At 73.8% G+C, this 19197-nt stretch carries 18 protein-coding genes; 6 read left to right on the top strand and 12 right to left on the bottom strand.

Annotated elements, in window-relative coordinates:
• Nucleotides 1–110 precede the first annotated feature (110 nt).
• Complete coding sequence (locus tag D476_RS0128210) at nt 111–812, bottom strand: ribonuclease HII (RefSeq protein WP_017627241.1); 702 nt, start codon at nt 810–812, stop codon at nt 111–113.
• Nucleotides 813–941: 129 nt separating this feature from the next.
• Between D476_RS0128210 and D476_RS0128205 the strand changes: the two genes are divergently transcribed.
• From D476_RS0128205 to D476_RS0128195, 3 genes are all read left to right on the top strand, one after another.
• The gene (locus tag D476_RS0128205) at nt 942–1487 is read left to right on the top strand and encodes a hypothetical protein (RefSeq protein WP_017627240.1); all 546 of its coding nucleotides are present in this window, start codon (nt 942–944) and stop codon (nt 1485–1487) included.
• 69 nt (nt 1488–1556) lie between these two features.
• Entirely contained in the window at nt 1557–2273 is a 717-nt protein-coding gene (locus tag D476_RS0128200; protein ID WP_017627239.1) for a hypothetical protein, read from the top strand.
• A gap of 196 nt (nt 2274–2469) precedes the next feature.
• Entirely contained in the window at nt 2470–2661 is a 192-nt protein-coding gene (locus D476_RS0128195; RefSeq protein ID WP_017627238.1) for a hypothetical protein, read from the top strand.
• 309 nt (nt 2662–2970) lie between these two features.
• On the opposite strand, the gene D476_RS0128190 is transcribed toward D476_RS0128195, so the two are convergent.
• The 3 genes from D476_RS0128190 to D476_RS0128180 form a co-directional block, all read right to left on the bottom strand.
• Nucleotides 2971–4416, bottom strand: a complete 1446-nt coding sequence (locus D476_RS0128190; protein WP_017627237.1) for an SPFH domain-containing protein — start codon at nt 4414–4416, stop codon at nt 2971–2973.
• The gene (locus tag D476_RS0128185; protein WP_017627236.1) at nt 4417–6189 is read right to left on the bottom strand and encodes an SPFH domain-containing protein; all 1773 of its coding nucleotides are present in this window, start codon (nt 6187–6189) and stop codon (nt 4417–4419) included.
• A gap of 247 nt (nt 6190–6436) precedes the next feature.
• Complete coding sequence (locus D476_RS0128180; RefSeq protein ID WP_017627235.1) at nt 6437–7390, bottom strand: ornithine cyclodeaminase family protein; 954 nt, start codon at nt 7388–7390, stop codon at nt 6437–6439.
• A gap of 146 nt (nt 7391–7536) precedes the next feature.
• On the opposite strand from D476_RS0128180, the gene D476_RS0128175 reads away from it, so the two are divergent.
• Nucleotides 7537–7845, top strand: coding sequence for a hypothetical protein (locus D476_RS0128175; protein ID WP_017627234.1), 309 nt, complete (start codon nt 7537–7539; stop codon nt 7843–7845).
• A 30-nt stretch (nt 7846–7875) separates the two neighbouring features.
• On the opposite strand, the gene D476_RS0128170 is transcribed toward D476_RS0128175, so the two are convergent.
• From D476_RS0128170 to D476_RS35820, 6 genes are all read right to left on the bottom strand, one after another.
• The gene (locus tag D476_RS0128170; protein WP_017627233.1) at nt 7876–8304 is read right to left on the bottom strand and encodes a CBS domain-containing protein; all 429 of its coding nucleotides are present in this window, start codon (nt 8302–8304) and stop codon (nt 7876–7878) included.
• Nucleotides 8305–8379: 75 nt separating this feature from the next.
• Nucleotides 8380–8814 carry a type II toxin-antitoxin system VapC family toxin gene (locus D476_RS0128165; protein ID WP_017627232.1) on the bottom strand — a complete coding sequence of 145 codons (435 nt, stop codon included), beginning with the start codon at nt 8812–8814 and terminating at the stop codon, nt 8380–8382.
• Nucleotides 8799–9167 (bottom strand): hypothetical protein, encoded by a 369-nt coding sequence (locus D476_RS0128160; protein ID WP_017627231.1) that lies wholly within the window; start codon nt 9165–9167, stop codon nt 8799–8801. The genes D476_RS0128165 and D476_RS0128160 overlap by 16 nt, the downstream gene beginning before the upstream one ends.
• Nucleotides 9168–9262: 95 nt before the next feature.
• On the bottom strand, nt 9263–12061 hold the full coding sequence (locus D476_RS0128155; protein WP_017627230.1) for a vitamin B12-dependent ribonucleotide reductase: 2799 nt from the start codon (nt 12059–12061) through the stop codon (nt 9263–9265).
• Between the two features lie 153 nt (nt 12062–12214).
• Nucleotides 12215–12772, bottom strand: a complete 558-nt coding sequence (gene nrdR / locus D476_RS34850) for a transcriptional regulator NrdR (RefSeq protein ID WP_083939674.1) — start codon at nt 12770–12772, stop codon at nt 12215–12217.
• A gap of 390 nt (nt 12773–13162) precedes the next feature.
• Nucleotides 13163–13792, bottom strand: a complete 630-nt coding sequence (locus tag D476_RS35820) for a LysM peptidoglycan-binding domain-containing protein (protein ID WP_017627228.1) — start codon at nt 13790–13792, stop codon at nt 13163–13165.
• A gap of 323 nt (nt 13793–14115) precedes the next feature.
• Between D476_RS35820 and lexA the strand changes: the two genes are divergently transcribed.
• Together lexA and D476_RS0128135 are read left to right on the top strand one after the other, a co-directional pair.
• Nucleotides 14116–14802 carry a transcriptional repressor LexA gene (gene lexA, locus D476_RS0128140; RefSeq protein ID WP_239648847.1) on the top strand — a complete coding sequence of 229 codons (687 nt, stop codon included), beginning with the start codon at nt 14116–14118 and terminating at the stop codon, nt 14800–14802.
• Between the two features lie 212 nt (nt 14803–15014).
• Nucleotides 15015–16115 (top strand): alpha/beta hydrolase, encoded by a 1101-nt coding sequence (locus D476_RS0128135; RefSeq protein ID WP_017627226.1) that lies wholly within the window; start codon nt 15015–15017, stop codon nt 16113–16115.
• 736 nt (nt 16116–16851) lie between these two features.
• Here D476_RS0128135 and D476_RS0128130 read toward each other — a convergent pair.
• Nucleotides 16852–17484: a hypothetical protein gene (locus D476_RS0128130; RefSeq protein WP_017627225.1), complete on the bottom strand. Its 633-nt coding sequence runs from the start codon at nt 17482–17484 to the stop codon at nt 16852–16854.
• 924 nt (nt 17485–18408) lie between these two features.
• Entirely contained in the window at nt 18409–19041 is a 633-nt protein-coding gene (locus tag D476_RS0128125) for a hypothetical protein (RefSeq protein WP_017627224.1), read from the bottom strand.
• Between the last annotated feature and the right edge of the window lie 156 nt (nt 19042–19197).

The following is a 19197-nucleotide window of genomic DNA, read 5'->3' as shown; positions in this document are numbered from 1 at the left end:
GCAGCGCCCGGGAACCGCCCCGCTCACCCCGTCACCGCCATTCACGGCGACCATCTGCACGCCTGTCACCCGACGACGCCGCCGTACGGGCCACCGACCGTTCGGGGCGGTCAGATCAGGGCCGTCTGGCCCGCTGGGCCCGGTTTGGGCTTGCGGAGGTGGGACCAGTACGGCAGGCCGTCCATGAACGACCAGCTGACCCGGTGGTGGCGGGTCGGGCCGCGTTCGGCGAGGGCGGTTCGGTGCACCGGGGACGGGTACCCCGCGGCGGTGGTGAAGCCGTAGCCGGGGCACTCCTCCTCCAGGTCCGCCATCCAGCCGTCGCGGTACACCTTGGCCAGCACGGACGCCGCCGCCACGCTCACGCAGGCCAGGTCCGCCCCCACCTGGGTCCGGACCGCCCACGGCGGCCCCAGGTAGTCGTGCCTTCCGTCGAGGATCACCGCGTCGGGGCGCTCCCGCAGCCCCTCCAGGGCGCGGCGGGCCGCCAGGCGGAGCGCCGCCGTCATGCCCAGCTCGTCGATCTCCTCGGCCTCGGCGCGGCCGATGGCGTGGTCGGCCACCCAGGGGCCCAGGGCCTCGGCCATGGCCGTGCGGCGTTTGGGGGTGAGCTTCTTGGAGTCGGTCAGGCCCTCCGGCGGGGGGCTGCCGTCGGCCACCGCCGCGCACACCACCACCGGTCCGGCCCACGCCCCGCGGCCGACCTCGTCGACGCCGGCCACGGTGCGCGCCCCGGCCCCGGCGAGCTCCTGCTCCAGCCGGTAGTCGGGTACGGGTACCCCTTCGCTCGGGGTGGGTGTCGAGGCTGCCACGGCGCCCCACCCTACTGCGCCGGGCCGATTCGCCGCACCCCGCGTGTGACACAGAGCCATCGACCGTCACCTTGGGTAGTTTCCCTGGGGACCGGCGACCGGACGGTGGATTGAGGGGGCGGTCGGGCGATGCGGAGCGCCGACGGAGGACCGGCCCGCGCGGGGGCCGCGGAGCGGCTCCGGGACGCGGCGGTGCTGGCTATGCGGCTCGGCGCCGCCTGGGTCGTCGCGGAGCACGCGGTGCGCGGGCTCACGGATGGCCCACCGGGCGGGGCCGGGGCGGCGCTGGCCCAGGTGGAGCTGGCGTGCGCGGCGATGCTCGCCGCCGGACTGGGGCTGCCCGTCAGCGGCGGGCTCACCGCCCTGCTGGCGGCCGCCGGGGCAGGGGCGGTGTGGGCGGGGCGGACCGGCCTGCCGGGGGTCCCGGACGATCTGGGCGCCGCGCAGCTCGCGCTGCTCGCCGCCGCCTGCCTGCTGGCCGCCGTCGCCCCGGGGCGCTACGCGCTCGACCGGCTCGCGCGGCGCGGGGCGCGGCGGATGCGGGGCGCCCCTTCCGAACGCGCCCATGCGCGTCCGGGCGGAACTTTCCCCAATCGTGCCCGAAGGCCCGAAGAAGCGCCGCCGCTCCCCTATCCTGAAAGGCGGGCCGCGACGACGCGGCCGTCACGCACCTGACGCCGCCGGTGGCCCGATCCCCCGGTCGTGCGACTCCACTCACCACGTCCACCTGGGGGAACGCGCTCCATGACCGCCTCGGCTCCCAAGCACGGTCCGTCACCGGCGCAGGGCTCCGAGCCACGTACCGGCGGTACGAGCACCGCCGGAACCGGCGACGACCCGGTCGCACCGCTGCTGCGGATCGCCCACCGGCCCACGCTCGCCCGCCGCCTGGTGTCCTGGTCCTCCCGCCCTCCCGGGCGGCTGTACCTGCCCGCCTGCACCGGCATCGGCCTGGTGCTGCTGTACGAGGACAGCGTGCCCGGCGGCCACCTTCCCGCCTTCATCCTGGGCATGGGCGGCGGCGCCGTCCTGGCCGCGATGGGCGCCCTGCGCCTGGGCATCGCCATGGGGGTGGCCCGCCCGATGGTGCGGCGCTACTGGCTGCGGTGGATCGCCGCGCCCCTGGTGGCCACCGCCGCGATCGTGCTGGCCGTCGCCGACATCCCGCTGCAGGGCCGGGTCGCCGCCTCGGCCGAACAGCTCATGGAGGTGCGCGACACCGCCAACCGGTCCACCACCGTCCCGATGGACGGCGACTGGGCCGGGCTCTACCCGCTGACCTCGGTTGGCGTGCTGGAGGACGGCACGACCCTGTACGGGGTGCAGGGCGCGGGCCTGCTGAACCGGTCGGGCCTGGCCTACAGCCCCGAGCCGCTGGACGAGGGCGTGTTCATCAGCGGGCACGGCAACCGCGTCTACGAGGAGATCTCCGACGGCTGGTACGCCTGGACCGAGTACTGACCCCCGACCGCCCGCGGCCTTCCCCGCGGACGCCCCGAGGCGGTTCCCGAGACGGTTCCCGAGGCGCCGGTGTCCTATGTCACCGGCGCCTTTCTTCTCCGTCTGCACGCCTCTAACCCCCGCTTTATCCTGCGTCGGTAGAAATGGTGGTGCGAACAACGGAGAAGGACTTGCCCGGAAGGGACGGGTACCGGCGATGAGTGAGTTTCTGACCACCCTGCACCTGCGCATCTACGACGCCACGCGGGCGCTGCGCCGCGCCCACGCGCGCGGTGACGAGGAGCTGTGCCTGGCGCAGGCGGCCGAGATCGAGGACCTGGTGGAGATCGCCGCCCGCCACGGAATCGACATCGACAGCGGGTACCGGACGCTGGTCGAGGCGGCCTGAGGCGCCTCCCGCGGGAAACCCCGCAAAAATAATTGTTCCCGGATTCGACCGATCCCGCCGGTGCGGCGGTGGGAATCCGGGAACAATCTCCCCCCGATGGCTTCGACACTACCGCCGCCGGGTTCAAGCAGGGGTAATGCGCGGACCAACGTTCGGCCCCATCGGCCCCACGGCCCTCCCGCCCCACGGGGTGCGGGAGGGCCGACGCGTGTCCGGTCCGCCCCCGGAACGGCGGTGCCCCCGCCCCCCGCGGTCCGGGGGTACGGGGGCACCGGGGAACGCCCGAGAAGGCCCGTGCGGCGGACGGCCTCAGCGGCCGCCGCGCCCCTCGAAGCCCTCGCCGCGCTCGAACTGCTCCTTCATGGCCTGCTTCTGGTCCTTCTGGAACTGGCGGGCCATGTCCTGCTGGCGCCCGGCCGCGGCCGCGACCGCGCCCTGGGCCTCAGAGAACGCGTCGCCCCCGCCCTCACCCGAGGACCGGCCCGCCCCCAGGGAGCGGCCGCGGCCGCCCAGCTCCGGCAGCATCTGGGCCAGCATCAGGGTGGACAGCGCCGAGGAGTCGCCCGAGGCGCCGTCGGTCCGCACCACGACCGGCTGCGGGGCGTGCTGGGCCAGCTTGGCGCCGACCTCCAGGCGGCGCCGCGCCAGCTCGTACTGGAGCACCGCCCGGTTGTCCCGGTAGGAGGTGGCCAGCCGGCGCTGGGCCTTGGCCTGGTTCTGCGCGGCCACCAGGTCGCCCCGGCCCTGCGTCTCGATCTCGTGCCGCACCCGCTGGGCCTCGGTCTCCTGCTCCTCCAGCATCTGCGCCACGTCCTTGCGGGCCTTGTTCAGGGCCGCGTTGACCTCGACGATCTTGGCGTCGCGGGTCTTCTTGGAGCGCTCGATGTCCATCAGCAGGGTGTCGATGCGGCGCTTGCGGGTCAGCTCCCACTCCTGCTCGTAGGCGACCAGCTCCTTGGCCACCCGCTCCCGGGTCGCCAGGTGCTGCTGGTACTGGTTGGGCAGCTGCACGTCCGGGATGTTGCAGCCCCGGATCTCCACGCCGTAGCGGCGCAGCTGCCGGTTGAGCAGTTCCTGCATGTCGGCCACGTCCGAGCCGCGCAGGTCGTAGGCGCTCTCGGTCTGCACCCGCCTGCTGCGCTGGCGGATGGCGTCCTGCACCGCGCTGGACAGGACCAGGTCGAAGTTGCTGGCGCCGATGGTGCGCACGAACGCCACCGCGTCGACGATGCGGAACTTCAGGAAGAACTCGATCGACTTCAGCGGCACGTTCTCGTGCGTGGGGCAGGCCAGGACCGGAGCGGTGTAGGGGATCTCGGTGGAGGTGTCCACCACGAAGTCCACCCGCGACCAGGGGTGCCACAGGTAGTGGCGGCCCGGGTCGAGCGTGCCGGCGACCGCGCCGTACTTGGTGAGCACGCCGACGGTGCCCTGCTCGATCTCCACGATCGAGGAGCGCCACCACCACAGCAGACCCAGGGCGAGCGACCCCAGGGCCACGACGAAGAACAGCACCGCCAGCCACATCAGGGGCGGCCACTGCAGGGCGGTCACGAAGAGGGCGGCCAGCAGCAGGTACAGCGCCAGCCACACCAGCGCGGTCCACTTCAGGCCGCGGCTGTCGCGCGGGATGACGACCGGCACCAGGGCGCCCTGGTCGCCGCCGCGCAGCAGGCGGGCGATGTCGCCCCAGGAGGCCAGCGACTCCTTGATGGAGGAGCCGCCGCGCTGGGGCTCGTGCGTGGGCTGGTTCATCTAGCGGCCTCCCTGCGGTCCGGGCCCATCGGTCCCCGGCTGCGGCCAGGGCGGGGGCGGAGGTGCGGTGTGCGGCGGCCCGGCGGGCGGCGGCATGGCGGAGGCGTCCGTCTCCTGCGGTGCGGCCGTCGGCGCCGGGGACTCCGCGTCGGGTCCCTCGGCCGCGGTCTCATCGATGCGCTCGGAGACCGCCTCGTCGGAGACCGAGCGGCGGATCTCCTCGACCCGGTCCTCCCCCGGTACGTCGTGCTCCTCGGGGTCGGGCGCGCTGACCGTGGTGCGCTCCTCCTGGAGCAGCGCCTCGATCTCGGCCTCCCGCTCGGCGATGCGCTCGGAGATCTCGCCCATCCGGGTGCGGACGGCCTGCATGTCCTCGTCGGAGAAGAGCTGGGACTGGGTCTCGCCGATGATGTTCTGGGCCACCCGCAGGAAGTTGACGCTCGACTCGTCGCCGTCGCCGATGTGCAGCACCTGGGGCAGGCTGTCGGCGATGCCCTCCAGCTTGTCCAGCAGCTCCTGCTGGTAGCGGTAGTCGAGGATCTCGGGGGCCTCGGCCGCGCTGACGGCGCGGATGTCCAGGGCCTGGGCCTCCAGAAGCGCCGCGTTGGCGTGGGCGGTGCTCTCGGCCTCGACGAAGCGCTGGCGCGCCTCGGCCCGGGCGCGGTTGGTCTCGCGCTCCAGGGCGGTGTCCATCTGCGCCTGGTACTGGGCGATGTCGGCCTGGATCGCCGACAGCGTCTCGTTGAGCGAGGCGAGCTCCTTGTTCAGGTCGCCCTCGTTCTGCTCCTTGCGCAGCTGGAGCTCGTACTCGTAGGTGTAGGCCTCCTTGGCCACCCGCACCATCTCGGTGGCCGCCAGGTCCATCCGGTACTCCTGGCTGGAGGGCTCGGCGTGGGTGATGTTGGCGTTGGTCAGCCGCACCGCCGGCAGGAACTGGGTGTTCAGGTTCTCCAACAGCCGGGCGGTGTTCTCCCCCACCATGTCGTAGATGTCCGCGGCCTGCTGGTCGTAGATCAGGCTGCGGGTGGTCTCGCTGATGGCGTTGTTCAGCTTCTCCTGGAAGCCCTGCACCGCGCCGAGCACGAAGATGAACTGCTCGGGGTCCTCGATGCGGAACTGCACGAACAGGTCGACCGAGGCCTTGACGCCGCTCTTGGTCGGCGCCTCCCGGATGGGCGCGTTGAAGGGGTACTCGCGCGTGGTGTTGACGATGTAGGAGACGCGCTTCCACGGGTTGAGCAGCGTGACCCGGCCGGGGCCGACGATCTGCTCCAGCTTGCCGAAGCGGGTGATGAGCGCCTGGCACCCGTCGGGCACCATGACCATCCCCTGCCGCCACCACATGAACGCGGTGAACCCGATCAGGACGAGCCAGTAGTGGGGGCCGAAGAACGGGTTGAGCACGAAGCCGAACAGGGCGGCGGTGGCGCCCAGGCCCAGCAGGCCGACCACGGCCAGCAGGATCGAGGGCAGCAGCGCGAAGAAGGTGCGCCCGCGCGGGATGACCATCGGGCAGATGACGTGCACCGGGCCACTCGCGCCGCGCTCGAACGAGCTGCGGTTCAGCGCCTCGCCCGTGTTGTTGAGGGAGGTGCTCTTCTGCTCGATCCGGGTGCCGGTGGAGGCGCCCTGGTCCCGAGCCGCGAGGAAGTCGTTGGGATCGAGCCCGATCCCCTCCGCCCCCTCGCGGAGTGCGTCGGAGACCGCCTCTCGCGGGTCGCCCCCCTGGACGACGCTCGCTGCGGCCCCCCGCACCGTCTGTGCGAAGGACATGGGTGATGACTCCTTAGGTGTTGTCGGACCTGCGGGGTTCGACGCCGTGGCGGCCGCGGCGGTTCCGCCGTCCGATGTGAAGTGGCCGCATCTTCCCACATGGCGGGCGCCGGGCCGCTCTCCCTCGGGTGACCATCGGATATCGAATGCGGTCACTCACGCCCCGCCCGCCACAGGGGACCGAAACCCGCCGACCGGGGCGCCCGCCTCCCGGGGGCCGACCACCGGCCTCCCCGCCCCGGGGCCCTCAGGCCAGCAGGTCCAGCGCCGTTCCCGCGCCCCGGTCGGCGGCGGCGCGGTAGCCGTACCAGGCCAGGGCCAGGTCCTGCCAGGGCACCCCGACGGGGGCGTACACGCTGACGCCGTCCGGCCCGGCCGAGCCGCGCTCGGTCCCGTTGAGCACCTGGCCGAGGGTGGCGTCGATGGCCGAGGCGTCCAGTCCGGCGTTGCCCACGGCGCCCGCGGACAGTGCGAGCCGGGCGTCGTCGACCACCACCCGCGCGGCGCGCAGCAGGTCGGCGGCCAGCTCCACCTTGCCCGGCTCGTCGGCGCCCAGCGAGGTGACCTGGGTCCCGGGCCGCACGTCGGCGGCGTGCAGCAGCGGGGTGCGCGACCAGGTGGCGGTGAGCACGATGTCGGCCTCGGCGGCCACCGCCGGGGCGTCCGGCGCCACCACGGCGGGCACGCCGAACTCCTCGGCGCAGCGCTGGGCGAACGCCTCGGCGCGGGCCCGGTCGGTGTCGGTGACCACCATGCGCGCGATCGGGCGCATGCCGATGATGCCGCGGGAGAACAGCCCCGCCTGGGCGCCGCAGCCGACGATGCCGAGCACCTCGGCGTCGAAGCGGGCCAGGGTGTGCGCGGCCAGGGCGGCCGACAGGCCGGTGCGCCAGGCGGTCAGGGTGGCCGAGTCCATCAGCGCCAGCAGTTCACCGCTGCCCAGGTCGTGCAGGCAGACCACGCCGCGCAGGGCGGGGCGGGCACCGGGGAACTTGGCGTTGACCTTGACCGAGTAGGCGGGCACGCCCGGCAGCAGGCCGGGGATGAGCGCGGTGGCGGTGCCGGGGCCGGGCAGGTCGGTGCGCACCCGTTGGGCGTCGACCGGGGCGGCGTCGCTGGTGAAGCCGTCCCAGAGCCGGTCGATGCAGGCGTGCAGGTCGAGCACGCCCAGCAGGTCCGAACGCCCGAGAAGAAGTGTCACATAAAGGTTCATTCCCCCTTCCGGCCGCGACGACAACCATTCGGCCGGGGCGGGCCGTCGGGGGCACGGAAGGGGCGCCGCGCGGAGGGGACGCGCAGGGGATAGCGTGAACACGGAACGGACCCGTTCAGCAAGGAGCGTGCACCATGCCCTCGGTTCCCAGCCCCGTCATCACCACCGCCGGGCTCGTCGGCGGGTACACCGCCGCCCGGGCCACCGGGGTGCGCCCGCTCGGGGGCGTGGTGCTGGCCGCCTGCGGCGCCGCGGCCTACGCCTCCTGGCGGCGCAGTGCGGGCCCGCGCACGGCCGCCGCGCTGACCGGGGTGTATCTGGGCGCGTTCGGGCTGAGCCACCCGCTGGCCAAGAAGATCGGCTCCTGGCCGTCGGTGCTGGCGGTGACCGCCGGGACCGCCGCCGCGGCGTGGGCCTTCGGCGAGCGGTCCGGCGGCGAGTAGAGGCCGCCCCCGTCCGGGGGGGGCGGGCCCTCACCCCTGGGTGATGTAGGCCTCGAGCTGCTGGCGGTCGAGTTCGAGCTGGCGGATCCGGCTCTTGACGACGTCGCCGATGCTGACGATGCCCACCAGCGCGTCGGCGGCCAGCACCGGCACGTGGCGGACGCGGTTCTCGGTCATCAGCACGGTCAGCGCGTCGACCGTGTCGGAGGTCTTGCAGGTGATGACGGCCGAGGTCATGATCTCGGAGACGGGCCGGTCGAGCAGGGACGCCCCCTGCTCGGCCAGGCGCCGGACGACGTCGCGCTCGGAGACGATGCCGGCGACCCTGCCGGCCTCGGCGACGACGACGGCGCCGATGTTGTGCCGTGCGAGCCGGTCGAGGAGCTCCGACACCGAGGTGCCGGGCCGGACCGTCACCACATCGGAGCCTTTGGCACGAAGGAGCTCGGCGATCAGCATGGCGGCCACCTTTCGATCGGTGACCGTGGGTTACCCGTGCGGGAGCGCGGCTAATCGGGGGCGCACCGGGCTGAGTCAGATGTTGATGACGACCACCTTCGCCTCCTTCGGACACTCCGGCTCTTCCACAAGCTTGCTCATGTCTGCGGGGTCACTCGTGAGCAGGAGGACAGGGCGCTCTTCCTCCAAGGCGGTCGCAGCGACGATCGCGTCGATCGTGCAGCGGTGCCCCGACAGCCCTGATGCACCGAGCAATTCGCCCGCACGCCTCGCCGCCTTCTCGGTCACCTCGCGCAGGGTGATGTGCTTGAGAACCTGGTGAACGGCAGCGTCGCGCCTGGCACCACGCAGCACCTCGGCGAGCGTCACAGCGCTGACGGCGATGCGCCCTCCGCGCCCGATCACCGCACGATGGCGTGCGCGGGCCCGCTCGTCCCGAGCGGCCAGCTTGACGAGGCCTTCACTGTCCAGGACCAGGGTGCCGCCCCGAGCGATCAGACGTCCGGCCATTCGGCCTCCGCCTCCCGCACCAGTTCCTCTGCCACCGGACCGTCTTCCTCGTCCATCCGATCGGCGAGGTCGACCAAGAGATCGTGCTCGATCTGCCTCGCTACAGCCGCCGCGACGTAGCTGCTGAACTCGCCTCGACCGACGCGTTCCTGCACGGCGTCGGTCAGCTCGGCCGGAAGCGTGACGCTCACCTTCCGCATCGGCGTCCTGGCCTCGTCCGCCTCACCGCCCCGACGGCGCTCGCCCTTCCTGCCGCGGGACTCGCGCTCACTCGTGACCTTGTGCGCGGCCTTCTTCAGTCTCTTCTGCGCGGCGGCGGACTTGGCCGTTCTCGCCTTGGAATCGGTAGCCATGCCACCGATCTTACTGATGGTCTCACCCGCTGTCCCGCAAACGGGTGGAAAGAGGAACGGGGCGCCCCTCAAGGGGCGCCCCGCCTGTGATCCGGTCAGCTGCAGCCGCTGGTGGAGCCGCAGCCCTCGCAGACGTAGCAGGTGCCGGACGGGCGCATCTTCGTGCCGCAGGTGACGCACAGCGGCGCGTCGGCCACGAAGCCCTCGCTCGGCTTCACCGGCTCGGGGCGCTCCTCACGGGCGGCCGGGCGCTCCCGCTCCTGCCGCTTGGCCACCGGGGCCGACTGGGAGTAGGACTCCACCTGCGCGGCCACCTGGGCCGGGTCCTCGCCCGCGGCCTGGGCGCGGCGCTCCTCGGCCGACAGCACGCCCAGTCCGGCGCGCTCCTCGTAGGACAGGTAGTCCAGGGCCAGCCGCCGGAAGATGTAGTCCACCACCGACTGCGCCATGCGGATGTCCGGGTCGTCGGTCATGCCCGCCGGCTCGAACCGCATGTTGGTGAACTTCTCGACGTAGGTCTCCAGCGGGACCCCGTACTGCAGCGCGATGGAGATCGCGATGGAGAAGGCGTCCATCACCCCGGCCAGGGTCGAGCCCTGCTTGCCGAGCTTCATGAAGACCTCGCCGAGGCCGTCGTCCGGGTAGGACCCGGCGGTGATGTACCCCTCGGCCCCGCCGATGCTGAAGGAGACCGTCTGGCTCGGGCGCTTCTTCGGCAGGCGGCGCCGGACCGGGCGCTCGACCTCCACGACCTCCGGAGCGGGCTTGTCCTCCTCCTCGCTCTTGGACGTGGACAGCGGCTGGCCCACCTTGCAGTTGTCCCGGTAGACCGCCAGCGCCTTCAGGCCCAGGCGCCAGCCCTCGTAGTAGATGTGCTCGAAGTCCTCGACGGTGGCCTCCTCGGGCACGTTCACCGTCTTGGAGATGGCGCCGGACAGGAACGGCTGCACCGCCGCCATCATCTCCACGTGGCCCATCGGCTTGATGTACCGGCGGCCCATCGCGCAGTCGAACACCTCGTAGTGCTCGGGGCGCAGGCCGGGGGCGTCCACCACGTGGCCGTTCTCCGAGATGTACTCGACGATGGCCTCGAGCTGCTCCTCCTGGTACCCCAGGTTCCTCAGGGCCCGCGGGATCGCCTGGTTGACGATCTGCATGGAGCCGCCGCCCACCAGCTTCTTGAACTTGACCAGCGAGAAGTCCGGCTCGATGCCGGTGGTGTCGCAGTCCATCATGAAGCCGATGGTGCCCGTCGGGGCGAGCAGGCTGGCCTGGGCGTTGCGCCAGCCGCTCTTCTCGCCGGTCTTCAGGCACTGCTGCCAGGCCTCGGTGGCCGCCGACGCGATCGCCCGGTCCATCGCCCCGACCGTGCGCAGGTCGTCGTTGGCGGCGGCGTGCTTGCGCATGACCCGCTTGTGGGCGTCGGCGTTCTTGGCGTAGCCCGCGTAGGGGCCCACCACTCCGGCCAGCTCGGCGCTGCGCTTGTAGGCGGTGCCGGTCATCAGCGAGGTGATGGCCGCGGCCACGGCGCGCCCGCCGTCGGAGTCGTAGGCGTGGCCGGTGGCCATGAGCAGGGCGCCCAGGTTGGCGTAGCCGATGCCGAGCTGGCGGAAGTCCCGGGTGGTCTCGCCGATCTTCTCGGTCGGGAAGTCGGCGAAGGTGATCGAGATGTCCATCGCCGTGATCACCAGCTCGGTGAGGCGGGCGAAGCCCTCGATGTCGAAGGTGTCGTCGTCCTTGAGGAACTTGAGCAGGTTGATCGAGGCCAGGTTGCAGGAGGAGTTGTCCAGGTGGACGTACTCCGAGCAGGGGTTGCTGGCGGTGATCCGGCCGCTCTCGGGGGCGGTGTGCCAGTCGTTGATGGTGTCGTCGTACTGGACGCCCGGGTCGGCGCACTCCCAGGCGGCCTTGGCCATCGACCGGAACAGCGACTTGGCGTCGACCGTGCCGGTCTCCTCGCCGGTGGTGCGCGAGACCAGGCCGAAGTCGGTGCCGTTGTCCACCGCGCGCATGAACGCGTCGGAGACCCGCACCGAGTTGTTGGCGTTCTGGTACTGGACGCTGAACATGTCCGCGCCGCCCAGGTCGACGTCGAAGCCCGCGTCGCGCAGCGCGCGGATCTTGTGCTCCTCGCGCGACTTGGTCTCGATGAACTCCTCGATGTCGGGGTGGTCGACGTCGAGGACGACCATCTTGGCGGCGCGGCGGGTGGCGCCGCCCGACTTGATGGTCCCGGCCGAGGCGTCGGCGCCGCGCATGAACGACACCGGCCCGGAGGCGGTGCCCCCCGAGGAGAGCAGCTCCTTGCTGGAGCGGATGCGGGACAGGTTCACCCCGGCCCCGGAGCCGCCCTTGAAGATGATCCCCTCCTCCTTGTACCAGTCGAGGATCGACTCCATGGTGTCGTCCACCGACAGGATGAAGCAGGCCGAGACCTGCTGCTTGGAGGCGGTGCCCACGTTGAACCAGACCGGCGAGTTGAAGCTGAAGAGCTGGTGGACCAGCGCGTGCTTCAGCTCGTGGTCGAAGACCTCGGCGTCCTCCTCGCTCGCGAAGTAGCCGTGCTCCAGGCCGGTGGCGGTGTACATGCCCACCACGCGGTCCACGAGCTGCTTGAGGCTCCACTCCCGCTCGGGCGTGCCCACCGCCCCGCGGAAGTACTTGCTGGCGACGATCTGGGTCGCGTTCATCGACCAGGCGGCGGGGAACTCGACGCCCTTCTGCTCGAAGTTCACCGAGCCGTCCCGCCAGTTGGTCATGACCACATCGCGACGCTCCCACTCGACCTCGTCGTAAGGGTGGACGCCGGGCGTGGTGAAGACGCGCCGCATCTTCAGGCCCTTGCGCCGGCCTCCGCCACCCTTGCGCGTCGTCGGGCCGGTGGTCTCGGTCATGCTGCTCCCCCTGCTCTCGCCCTCATATCGGGTCGCCCGTCCCCGCCGCCTGCGGCGGGCCTCCGGGCCCTGTTCCGTCTGTGCCTCGTCCGCCGCCCCGCGGACCCCGGTGCCGCGCGGGCCCCGGCCGGTACCGCCGGCCGCGGCCCGGTCCTAGCCTTCGGCGGGCTCCGCGGCGGACCCCGCCTCCGCGCGCCCGCCGCCGGGTCCGGGACCCCCGTCGCGCGCCGCGCCGCCGGGGCCCACGGGTCCCGCCGGGACCGGGGTGCGCTCCGAGCGCAGCCGGGCGATCTCCTCCTCGAAGTCGGCCAGGGACTCGAAGCCCCGGTAGACCGACGCGAACTGCATGTAGGCGACCTCGTCGAGCTCCTGGAGCGGGCCGAGGATCGCCAGCCCGATCTCGTGCGCGGGGATCTCGGCGATTCCGCGGCAGCGGATCTCCTCCTCGACCCGCTGCCCCAGCACCGCCAGGGCGTCCTCGGTGACGGGGCGCCCCTGGCAGGCGCGCCGCACGCCCGCGACGATCTTGCCGCGGGAGAAGGGCTCGGTGACCCCCGAGCGCTTCTGCACCATCAGCAGCACGGTCTCCTGGGTGGTGAACCGGCGCTCGCACTCCGGGCACGAACGGCGGCGGCGGATGGCCGAACCGTCGTCGGTGGACCGGCTGTCGATCACCCGGCTGTCCGGATGGCGGCAGAACGGACAGTGCATGCCGACACGCCTCCCAGTCGTCTCTCCCGCGGAAATCCCCGCCGCTCCCGGCGCGGGGCGCCGCACCGGTCGCGGAGCGCCTCAATCGGGAGTCGCGCGCGCTCGCCGAAGGGGCCCAGCGCCCGTGCGGCGCGGGTCGGTCCCCCGGAAAGCCTCACCTACTAAAGCACAACTTCTAGGCTGCTTCTTCCACGGCGGGCACTAGATCTTGTGGTCAACTTACGAGCGCGCCGGGGCCGCACGCAAGCCCTCCGGCGGAGCGTCGCGCCGGATCCGCAGGTCAGGGGCGGCGAACCGGCGCGCCGCCCCGGGCGTGTCGCCGCGGGGGCGCCGGGGACCCCGTGGGAAACGACACCCGGGGACCCCGATCGCGGGGCCCCCGGGCGGTGGTCACCGTGCGGGCAGGCGCAGCTCCTGGCCGGGCCGCAGGTCCGGTTCGCGCAGGTCGTTGAGCTCGACGATGGCGTGCACGGTGCTGCGGACGTCCTCACCGGAGCGCACCTGCTCGGCGATGCCCCACAGCGTATCCCCGTCCCGGACGACCACCGTCGGGGCCGGGTCGCGGCCGAAGGCGGCACCGGCGGCCGACTCGGAGGCCGAAGCCCCTGCGGCCGTGGTGGTGAGGACCGCGAGCGAGAGGGCGCCGCCCGCGCCGACCGAGGCGAGTGAGAGGACGGCCACGCGCCCGCGGCGGCTCAGCCCGGCCCAACGGCCGCGCAGCGCGGCGGCGGCGCGCGGGGCCAGAGGCGGGGCCCACTCCCATCGGGCGGGCCGCCCGCGCTCGGGCGGGCGGCCGCCTCCGGTGCCCGCGGGGCCGCCCGCCGGGGTGCCGCCCGGGTCGGGCCCGGCCTCCGCCCCACCCCCCAGGGGCAGTTCGGGCAGCCCGGCCAGCGCGGAGCACGGGGCCGGGCGCGGTCTCCACTCGGGGACCTCGACGGCCCAGTCATAGAGGACGGGCCCGTCGTCGGGCCTCCTCTGACGTGGGATCGCGGCTCTCGGGACAGGCGAGGGATCGGACATGGTCGCCCCCTTCGAACACCAGTCGCTTAGAACTGATGTTCGACTAATACCGCAACGGCCGGATTTTTTCATCACCATCTCGAACGTTTGTTTGATATCGCCGTGAGCAGGCACTACCGTTGGACGTGTCTCACTTCGGCATCGGCGCGGCGCACCGGGACGCGGTCGCGGCCGCCGGCGCCGACGTGCCACGGTCGGGAAGCGAGCCCCCCGACGCCCCAACACGCCACAACCGACCGCCGAGGAGGCCGGCCGTGCCGGAGGAGAAGCACCGAACCCAGGAACCTCGACCGGGCGGGGACGGCGCGGGGCCGCTCGGACCGGTGCCGGTCCCGGCGGAGGCGGGCGGGCAGGCGGACGCGCCGACGCTGACGGCTCGCCAGCAGAGCGTCCTCAACTGCATCCACCGCTACGTGCGGCAGCGCGGATACCCGCCGTCGATCCGGGAGATCGGCGACGCCGTGGGTCTGTCGAGCCCCTCCAGTGTCGCGCACCAACTGAAGGTGTTGCAACGCAAGGGGTACCTCCACCGCGACCAGAACCGCCCCCGCGCGGTCGAGATCCGCATCCCGGGACAGCCCCCGGTGCGCTCCTGGGACGCCCTGGAGGGCGAACAGCCCCGCGCCGACGAGACGCGGGCCGCGCACGTCCCCCTGGTCGGCCGGATCGCGGCGGGCGGGCCGATCCTCGCCGAGGAGTCGGTGGAGGACGTGTTCTCCCTGCCCAGGCAGCTCGTGGGCGAGGGGCGCCTGTTCGTGCTGACCGTGGTCGGGGACTCGATGGTCGACGCCGCCATCACCGACGGCGACATGGTCGTGGTGCGCCAGCAGCCGGTGGCCGAGAACGGGGACGTCGTGGCGGCCCTGCTCGACGAGGAGGCCACGGTGAAGGTGTTCCGGCGCGAGGAGGGCCATGTCCGGCTGATGCCGCGCAACGACGCCTACGAGCCGATCAACGGCGACCAGGCCACCATCCTGGGCAAGGTGGTCGCGGTGATGCGGCGCATGTAGCCGCGGCGGGACCCGCCCCCCCGGCCCCGGATAACGACTTCGCCTCTCTTCGGAACGGCCCCGTGACCACCCCCGGTCGTCACGGGGCCGTCGCCGTTTCGGTATGCGACGGATACCCGGCCGCACCGCCCGGCCGCCCGCCGCACCGGGGCCCGCCCCACGGCGCCCCTCCCGGGCCGCCCCGCCCCGCGGGGGCCAATACGGTAGGGGCCATGCCGACCCGATCCTCCGCCGCACCGTCCTCCTCCCCCGTGCGCGCCGCCGCCGTCGCCGCGGCGGCCGCGCTCCTGGCCGCCGGGTGCGGCCCGGGCGGCACCGGTGAGGGGGCCGCCCCTCCCGGGGCGGAGCCGGTGGAGCGGGAGGTGTCGTTCCGCAGCGGCCCGGACACCCTGCACGGCACGTTCGCGCTGCCGCAGGAGGCCGGCGGGCCGGTTCCCGGTGTCCTGATCATCTCCGGCAGCGGCCCCACCGACCGGGACGGCAACGGCGAGGGGCGCCCGGACGCCGACACCAACCTCAACTTCGCCCGCGTCCTTGCGCAGGCCGGTGCGGCCTCGCTGCGCTACGACAAGCTCGGCTCCGGCGAGACCGGAACGGGCTCGCGCGACGAGGGCGGCCCCGTCGGCTTCGACGGCTTCGAGGCGCAGATGGCGGCCGCCTACACCGAGCTGGCCGAGCAGCCGGAGGTGGACCGGTCCCGGCTGCTGGTCCTCGGGCACAGCGAAGGCGCGCTGTTCGCGCTCCGGTCGCCCGAGGCGGTCGAGGGGCCCGCCCCGGCGGGGGTGGTGCTGGCCGCCCCGCCCGGGAGCCGGTACATGGACCTGATCGACCGGCAGATCACCGAGCAGACGCGCCGCGCGGAGAGCCAGGGGGCGATGACGCGGGCCGACGCGGAGGAGCTGCTGTCGGACACCCGCCTGTCCATCGCCCGCCTGCGCGCCGGAGAGGATCCGCCGAGCGGCATGTCAGCGGCGCTGGCGCCCCTGTTCGGCCGGCAGAACGCCGGGTTCCTCCGGGAGATCGACGCCCTGGACCCCAAGGAGATGGCCGCGGAGCTGCCGGAGGACACGCCCGCCCTGGTCCTGTGGGGCACCGAGGACTCGCAGGTGGAGGGGGCCGAGGTGGACCGCCTGATGGAGGGCTTGGAGTCAGGCGGGCGCTCGGGCGCGGAGCGCGTGGACATCGAGGGCGCGGACCACGTGTTCCGCGAGTACGACGACGGCCCGGGAGCCGTGGTCCCCGACGCCGACCGCCCCTTCGCCGACGAGGTGGCCCCGGCCGTGGATTCCTTCCTCGACAGGGCGGTCGGCTAGCCGACCGGCGAGGGGCCCACTCCCACCGAGGAACAGACGCGCCGACGAGTCAGGTCGGGGGCCCTTGCTGCGGCCCTGTCGGGCGATGGGTGTGTACCCGGTGTGCCGTTTGAGGCCCTCCTGGCACCGGATCCCGCTCGCGTATCGCGATGAACGCACGCCCGCGCCGCCCGCGAAGCCGCCCCGGCCGTCGGACAGGACGAGGAAGGCGCCCCGACACCAGGAAAACCGGGCGAAGCGGACACCGGGCGGGTAGCCGCGGGCCCGGAACCCGCCTTCCGGGCCCCACGGGCGCTCCCGGGGCATCCATAGCGGTGAAACCTGCGCGGAATCGCTGACCGGGTGGCGGCACCACCACCCCCGGATCGCCGAACCCACGCGCTGCACCCCTTATGCCCGGCATGCCCTCCGGGAGGGGTGCCCCTCCGGGCCTGCGCACCGGCCCGGCGGCCGCCACGAGCGCAGGCGACCACCCGCGCACCCGGCCGCGCCGCCCACCCGGACCACGAGGGGCCCGCCGGACGGCACGCAGGGGCCGGGAACCACCCCGGTCACACCGTCGCCGCCCATCACGCCGACCACGCGCACGCCCGCCACCCGACAACGCTGCGGTGAGGGCCGCCGACCTCCGTCGTCGCCGCCCTTCACCTGGCCCTCCGGCGAAACGGCGCCCGGCCGGGGACCGCGAGCGGGGCGCCGACCGGCCCCGGTGCCGCCGGAGTCCGCTCCCGTGGGCTCATCCCTCCCGTTGGGCGTCCAGTTCGGCCTGGAGTTCCTTGGCCAGGCGCTTTGCGCCGTCCACCAGGTCGGCCTCGGATACCGACTCGGTCCCGGCGAAGTCCCCCGACGTCGTGTAGCACGTTTCCGCGTACAGGTTGTCCGTGCGCGTTCCCACGCACCCCCAGCCCAGCGGTTCGGAGTCCGGCTCGAACCACGAATAGGCCTCGTCGCCCATGCCCGACAGGGCCGTGCGGTCGCGCCGCTCCGACGCGCCCTCCAGCAGGCCCGCGGCCCCCTCATCACCGGACGACCGCGCATCCGCCTCGGCGCGCACCAGCACCACGCGGGCGGCGGCCGGGGTGTGCGGGGAATCCGCGGTGGTCTCCCACCGGCACTGCACGCCCTCGCGCTGCTCCTCGGGCAGGCCGTCGATGGGCTCGTCGATCCCCGCCTCGAAGCCGGGCACCAGCTCGTCGAGCGCCTCCCCCTCGGCGGCGGCGCACTCCGGCAGGCGCTCGAACCCCTTGTCCATGGTGACCAGGGCGACCACCGCCCACACGCCGCCGACCAGCAGCGCGAGCGCGGTGGCGGCGATCGCCGTCACCGCGGCGACCGCGCACCCCCGGTTGGCGCGGGGTTCGCCCGCCACCGGGGACGGCGGCTCGGCGGAGGGCCCAGAAGGCGGGCCCTGAGGACCTCCGGGGGGCGGCGGGCCGAGGGGAGCCCCATGGGCCGACTGATGACCGGCCGGCGGTGGGGGCATGTGCGGGGACCCGGAATGCGGGGCGCCGGGAGGGGCCGGGTGGCCCGGCATGGGGCCGGACGCGGGAGTGGAAGAAGCAGGGCCGGACGCGGGAGCGGGAGCCTGGGCGGCGCCGGGAGCGGGGCCCGGAATCGGTCCGGGGCGAGGGGGCTGCGTAACGGGCGTGCCGGGCGGCGCGGCCGACGGTGTCCCCGAGGGCGGTGCCTCGGGACTCCGTGCCGCGGCGGGCGGACCCTGCGCGGCACCGCCCGAGGGCTCTCGGAGGTCCGGAGCAGGGGACGGCTCCGACTCCGGCGACTCCGCACCGTCCTGCGGGTCCACGGTGGAAGCGGCCTCCGGCCGCTCCCGACCGCTCTCCCCCGCTCCGGCGCCCTGAGGCTCCGATCCGTCCTCCGCCAGAGGGTCCGAAGGGGGGACCTCCGAGGTCGGCCGGGGCTCCTCCGCCGGTTCCGGCCGCGGTTCGGGCGGGGTGTCCTGCGCCCCCGCCCGCGCCGGGGCGGACTCCGGAGCGACCTCCGCGCGGGCCTCCGGCACGTGCTCGTCCGGCTCCGGTCCGGAGCCGTCGGCCTGTGCGGGGTCCTGCGATCGGTCCATGAACGACTCCCCTAGTCCCGGTCTCTCTCGGCGGCGCCCCCGCGAGCGCTCCCGGCGGCTGCTCTTACGGACACTCCGATGCTCCCGGGGGCGGGAACGGTTCCCAGGACGGATCGGGTGCGAGCGGATCGGGCCCGTCGGGCGGTCCGAACGGTGCGGGCGTCCCGGCGGCCGGCCCTGCCGCACCGTCCCCTCGGCACCCGCCGCACCCGGCACTCACAGTGCCTCGGCGATGGCCTCCGCCGCCTGGGCCGCCCCGTCCCGGGCCCGGCCCTCGTCCATGGCGCCCGCGCCGGGATCGGCCGCGCCGACGTACACCACCCGGACCACCAGGTTGGCGTCCCGGAAGACCGCCTCCCCCGACGTCCCGGCCGGTCCCGCCCTGCCCAGCAGGGCGCCCTCGCCCAGCGCCGCGGGGGCGGCCGCCGACCCGCGCTGGAACGGTTCCAACCCGGCCACCGCGTCGGCGGCGGCCGACGCCCCGCTGGTGTCCCCCGCGGCGTCGGTGAAGTAGGCCCGGAAGTCCACCTGCAGGGTCCGCGGCGCGGCGCCGGTCCCCACCGACGTCCAGGCGCACCGGACCGCATCGGAGTCGTCCATCGGCCCGCCGCCGGAGGTGTCCAGCGCCGCCTCGTCCACCAGCCCGCCCACCGCCTCCTCGGGGACCGAGGCGCAGTCCGGCGCCGCGGTGTACCGGTCGTCCGGACCGGCCACCGCGGAGGGCCCGCTCTCCTCGAAGACCTGCCCCGCCATCAGCGAGGCGCCGGTCAGGACGAGCACGCCGACACCGGCCGCCGCCCACCGCGAGGCGGGCGGGGCCGACCTCCACAGGCTCTCCGGGCCGCGCACGTCTCAGCCCACGACGATGTTGACCAGCTTGGGCGCGCGCACCACGACCCGGCGCACCGTCTTGCCCTCCAGGAAGGCCTGCGCCTTCTCCGAGGCCAGCGCCAGCCGCTCCAGCTCGCCCTCGTCGATGTCCGGCGGCACCTGCAGCTTGTCCCG

This window comes from Nocardiopsis chromatogenes YIM 90109 (assembly GCF_000341185.1).
GTDB classification, from domain to species: Bacteria; Actinomycetota; Actinomycetes; order Streptosporangiales; family Streptosporangiaceae; genus Nocardiopsis_A; species Nocardiopsis_A chromatogenes.
This window is presented reverse-complemented; position numbering and strand designations above follow the sequence as displayed.

Coding starts and splice junctions, on each gene's coding strand:
- nrdR (WP_083939674.1), bottom strand. CDS start 12,772: ATGCACTGTCCGTTCTGCCGCCATCCGGACAGCCGGGTGATCGACAGC.
- D476_RS0128170 (WP_017627233.1), bottom strand. CDS start 8,304: ATGCTGATCGCCGAGCTCCTTCGTGCCAAAGGCTCCGATGTGGTGACG.
- D476_RS0128155 (WP_017627230.1), bottom strand. CDS start 12,061: ATGACCGAGACCACCGGCCCGACGACGCGCAAGGGTGGCGGAGGCCGG.
- D476_RS35820 (WP_017627228.1), bottom strand. CDS start 13,792: ATGTCCGATCCCTCGCCTGTCCCGAGAGCCGCGATCCCACGTCAGAGG.
- D476_RS0128200 (WP_017627239.1), top strand. CDS start 1,557: ATGACCGCCTCGGCTCCCAAGCACGGTCCGTCACCGGCGCAGGGCTCC.
- D476_RS0128160 (WP_017627231.1), bottom strand. CDS start 9,167: ATGGCTACCGATTCCAAGGCGAGAACGGCCAAGTCCGCCGCCGCGCAG.
- D476_RS0128165 (WP_017627232.1), bottom strand. CDS start 8,814: ATGGCCGGACGTCTGATCGCTCGGGGCGGCACCCTGGTCCTGGACAGT.
- D476_RS0128175 (WP_017627234.1), top strand. CDS start 7,537: ATGCCCTCGGTTCCCAGCCCCGTCATCACCACCGCCGGGCTCGTCGGC.
- D476_RS0128195 (WP_017627238.1), top strand. CDS start 2,470: ATGAGTGAGTTTCTGACCACCCTGCACCTGCGCATCTACGACGCCACG.
- D476_RS0128190 (WP_017627237.1), bottom strand. CDS start 4,416: ATGAACCAGCCCACGCACGAGCCCCAGCGCGGCGGCTCCTCCATCAAG.
- D476_RS0128135 (WP_017627226.1), top strand. CDS start 15,015: ATGCCGACCCGATCCTCCGCCGCACCGTCCTCCTCCCCCGTGCGCGCC.
- D476_RS0128205 (WP_017627240.1), top strand. CDS start 942: ATGCGGAGCGCCGACGGAGGACCGGCCCGCGCGGGGGCCGCGGAGCGG.
- D476_RS0128185 (WP_017627236.1), bottom strand. CDS start 6,189: ATGTCCTTCGCACAGACGGTGCGGGGGGCCGCAGCGAGCGTCGTCCAG.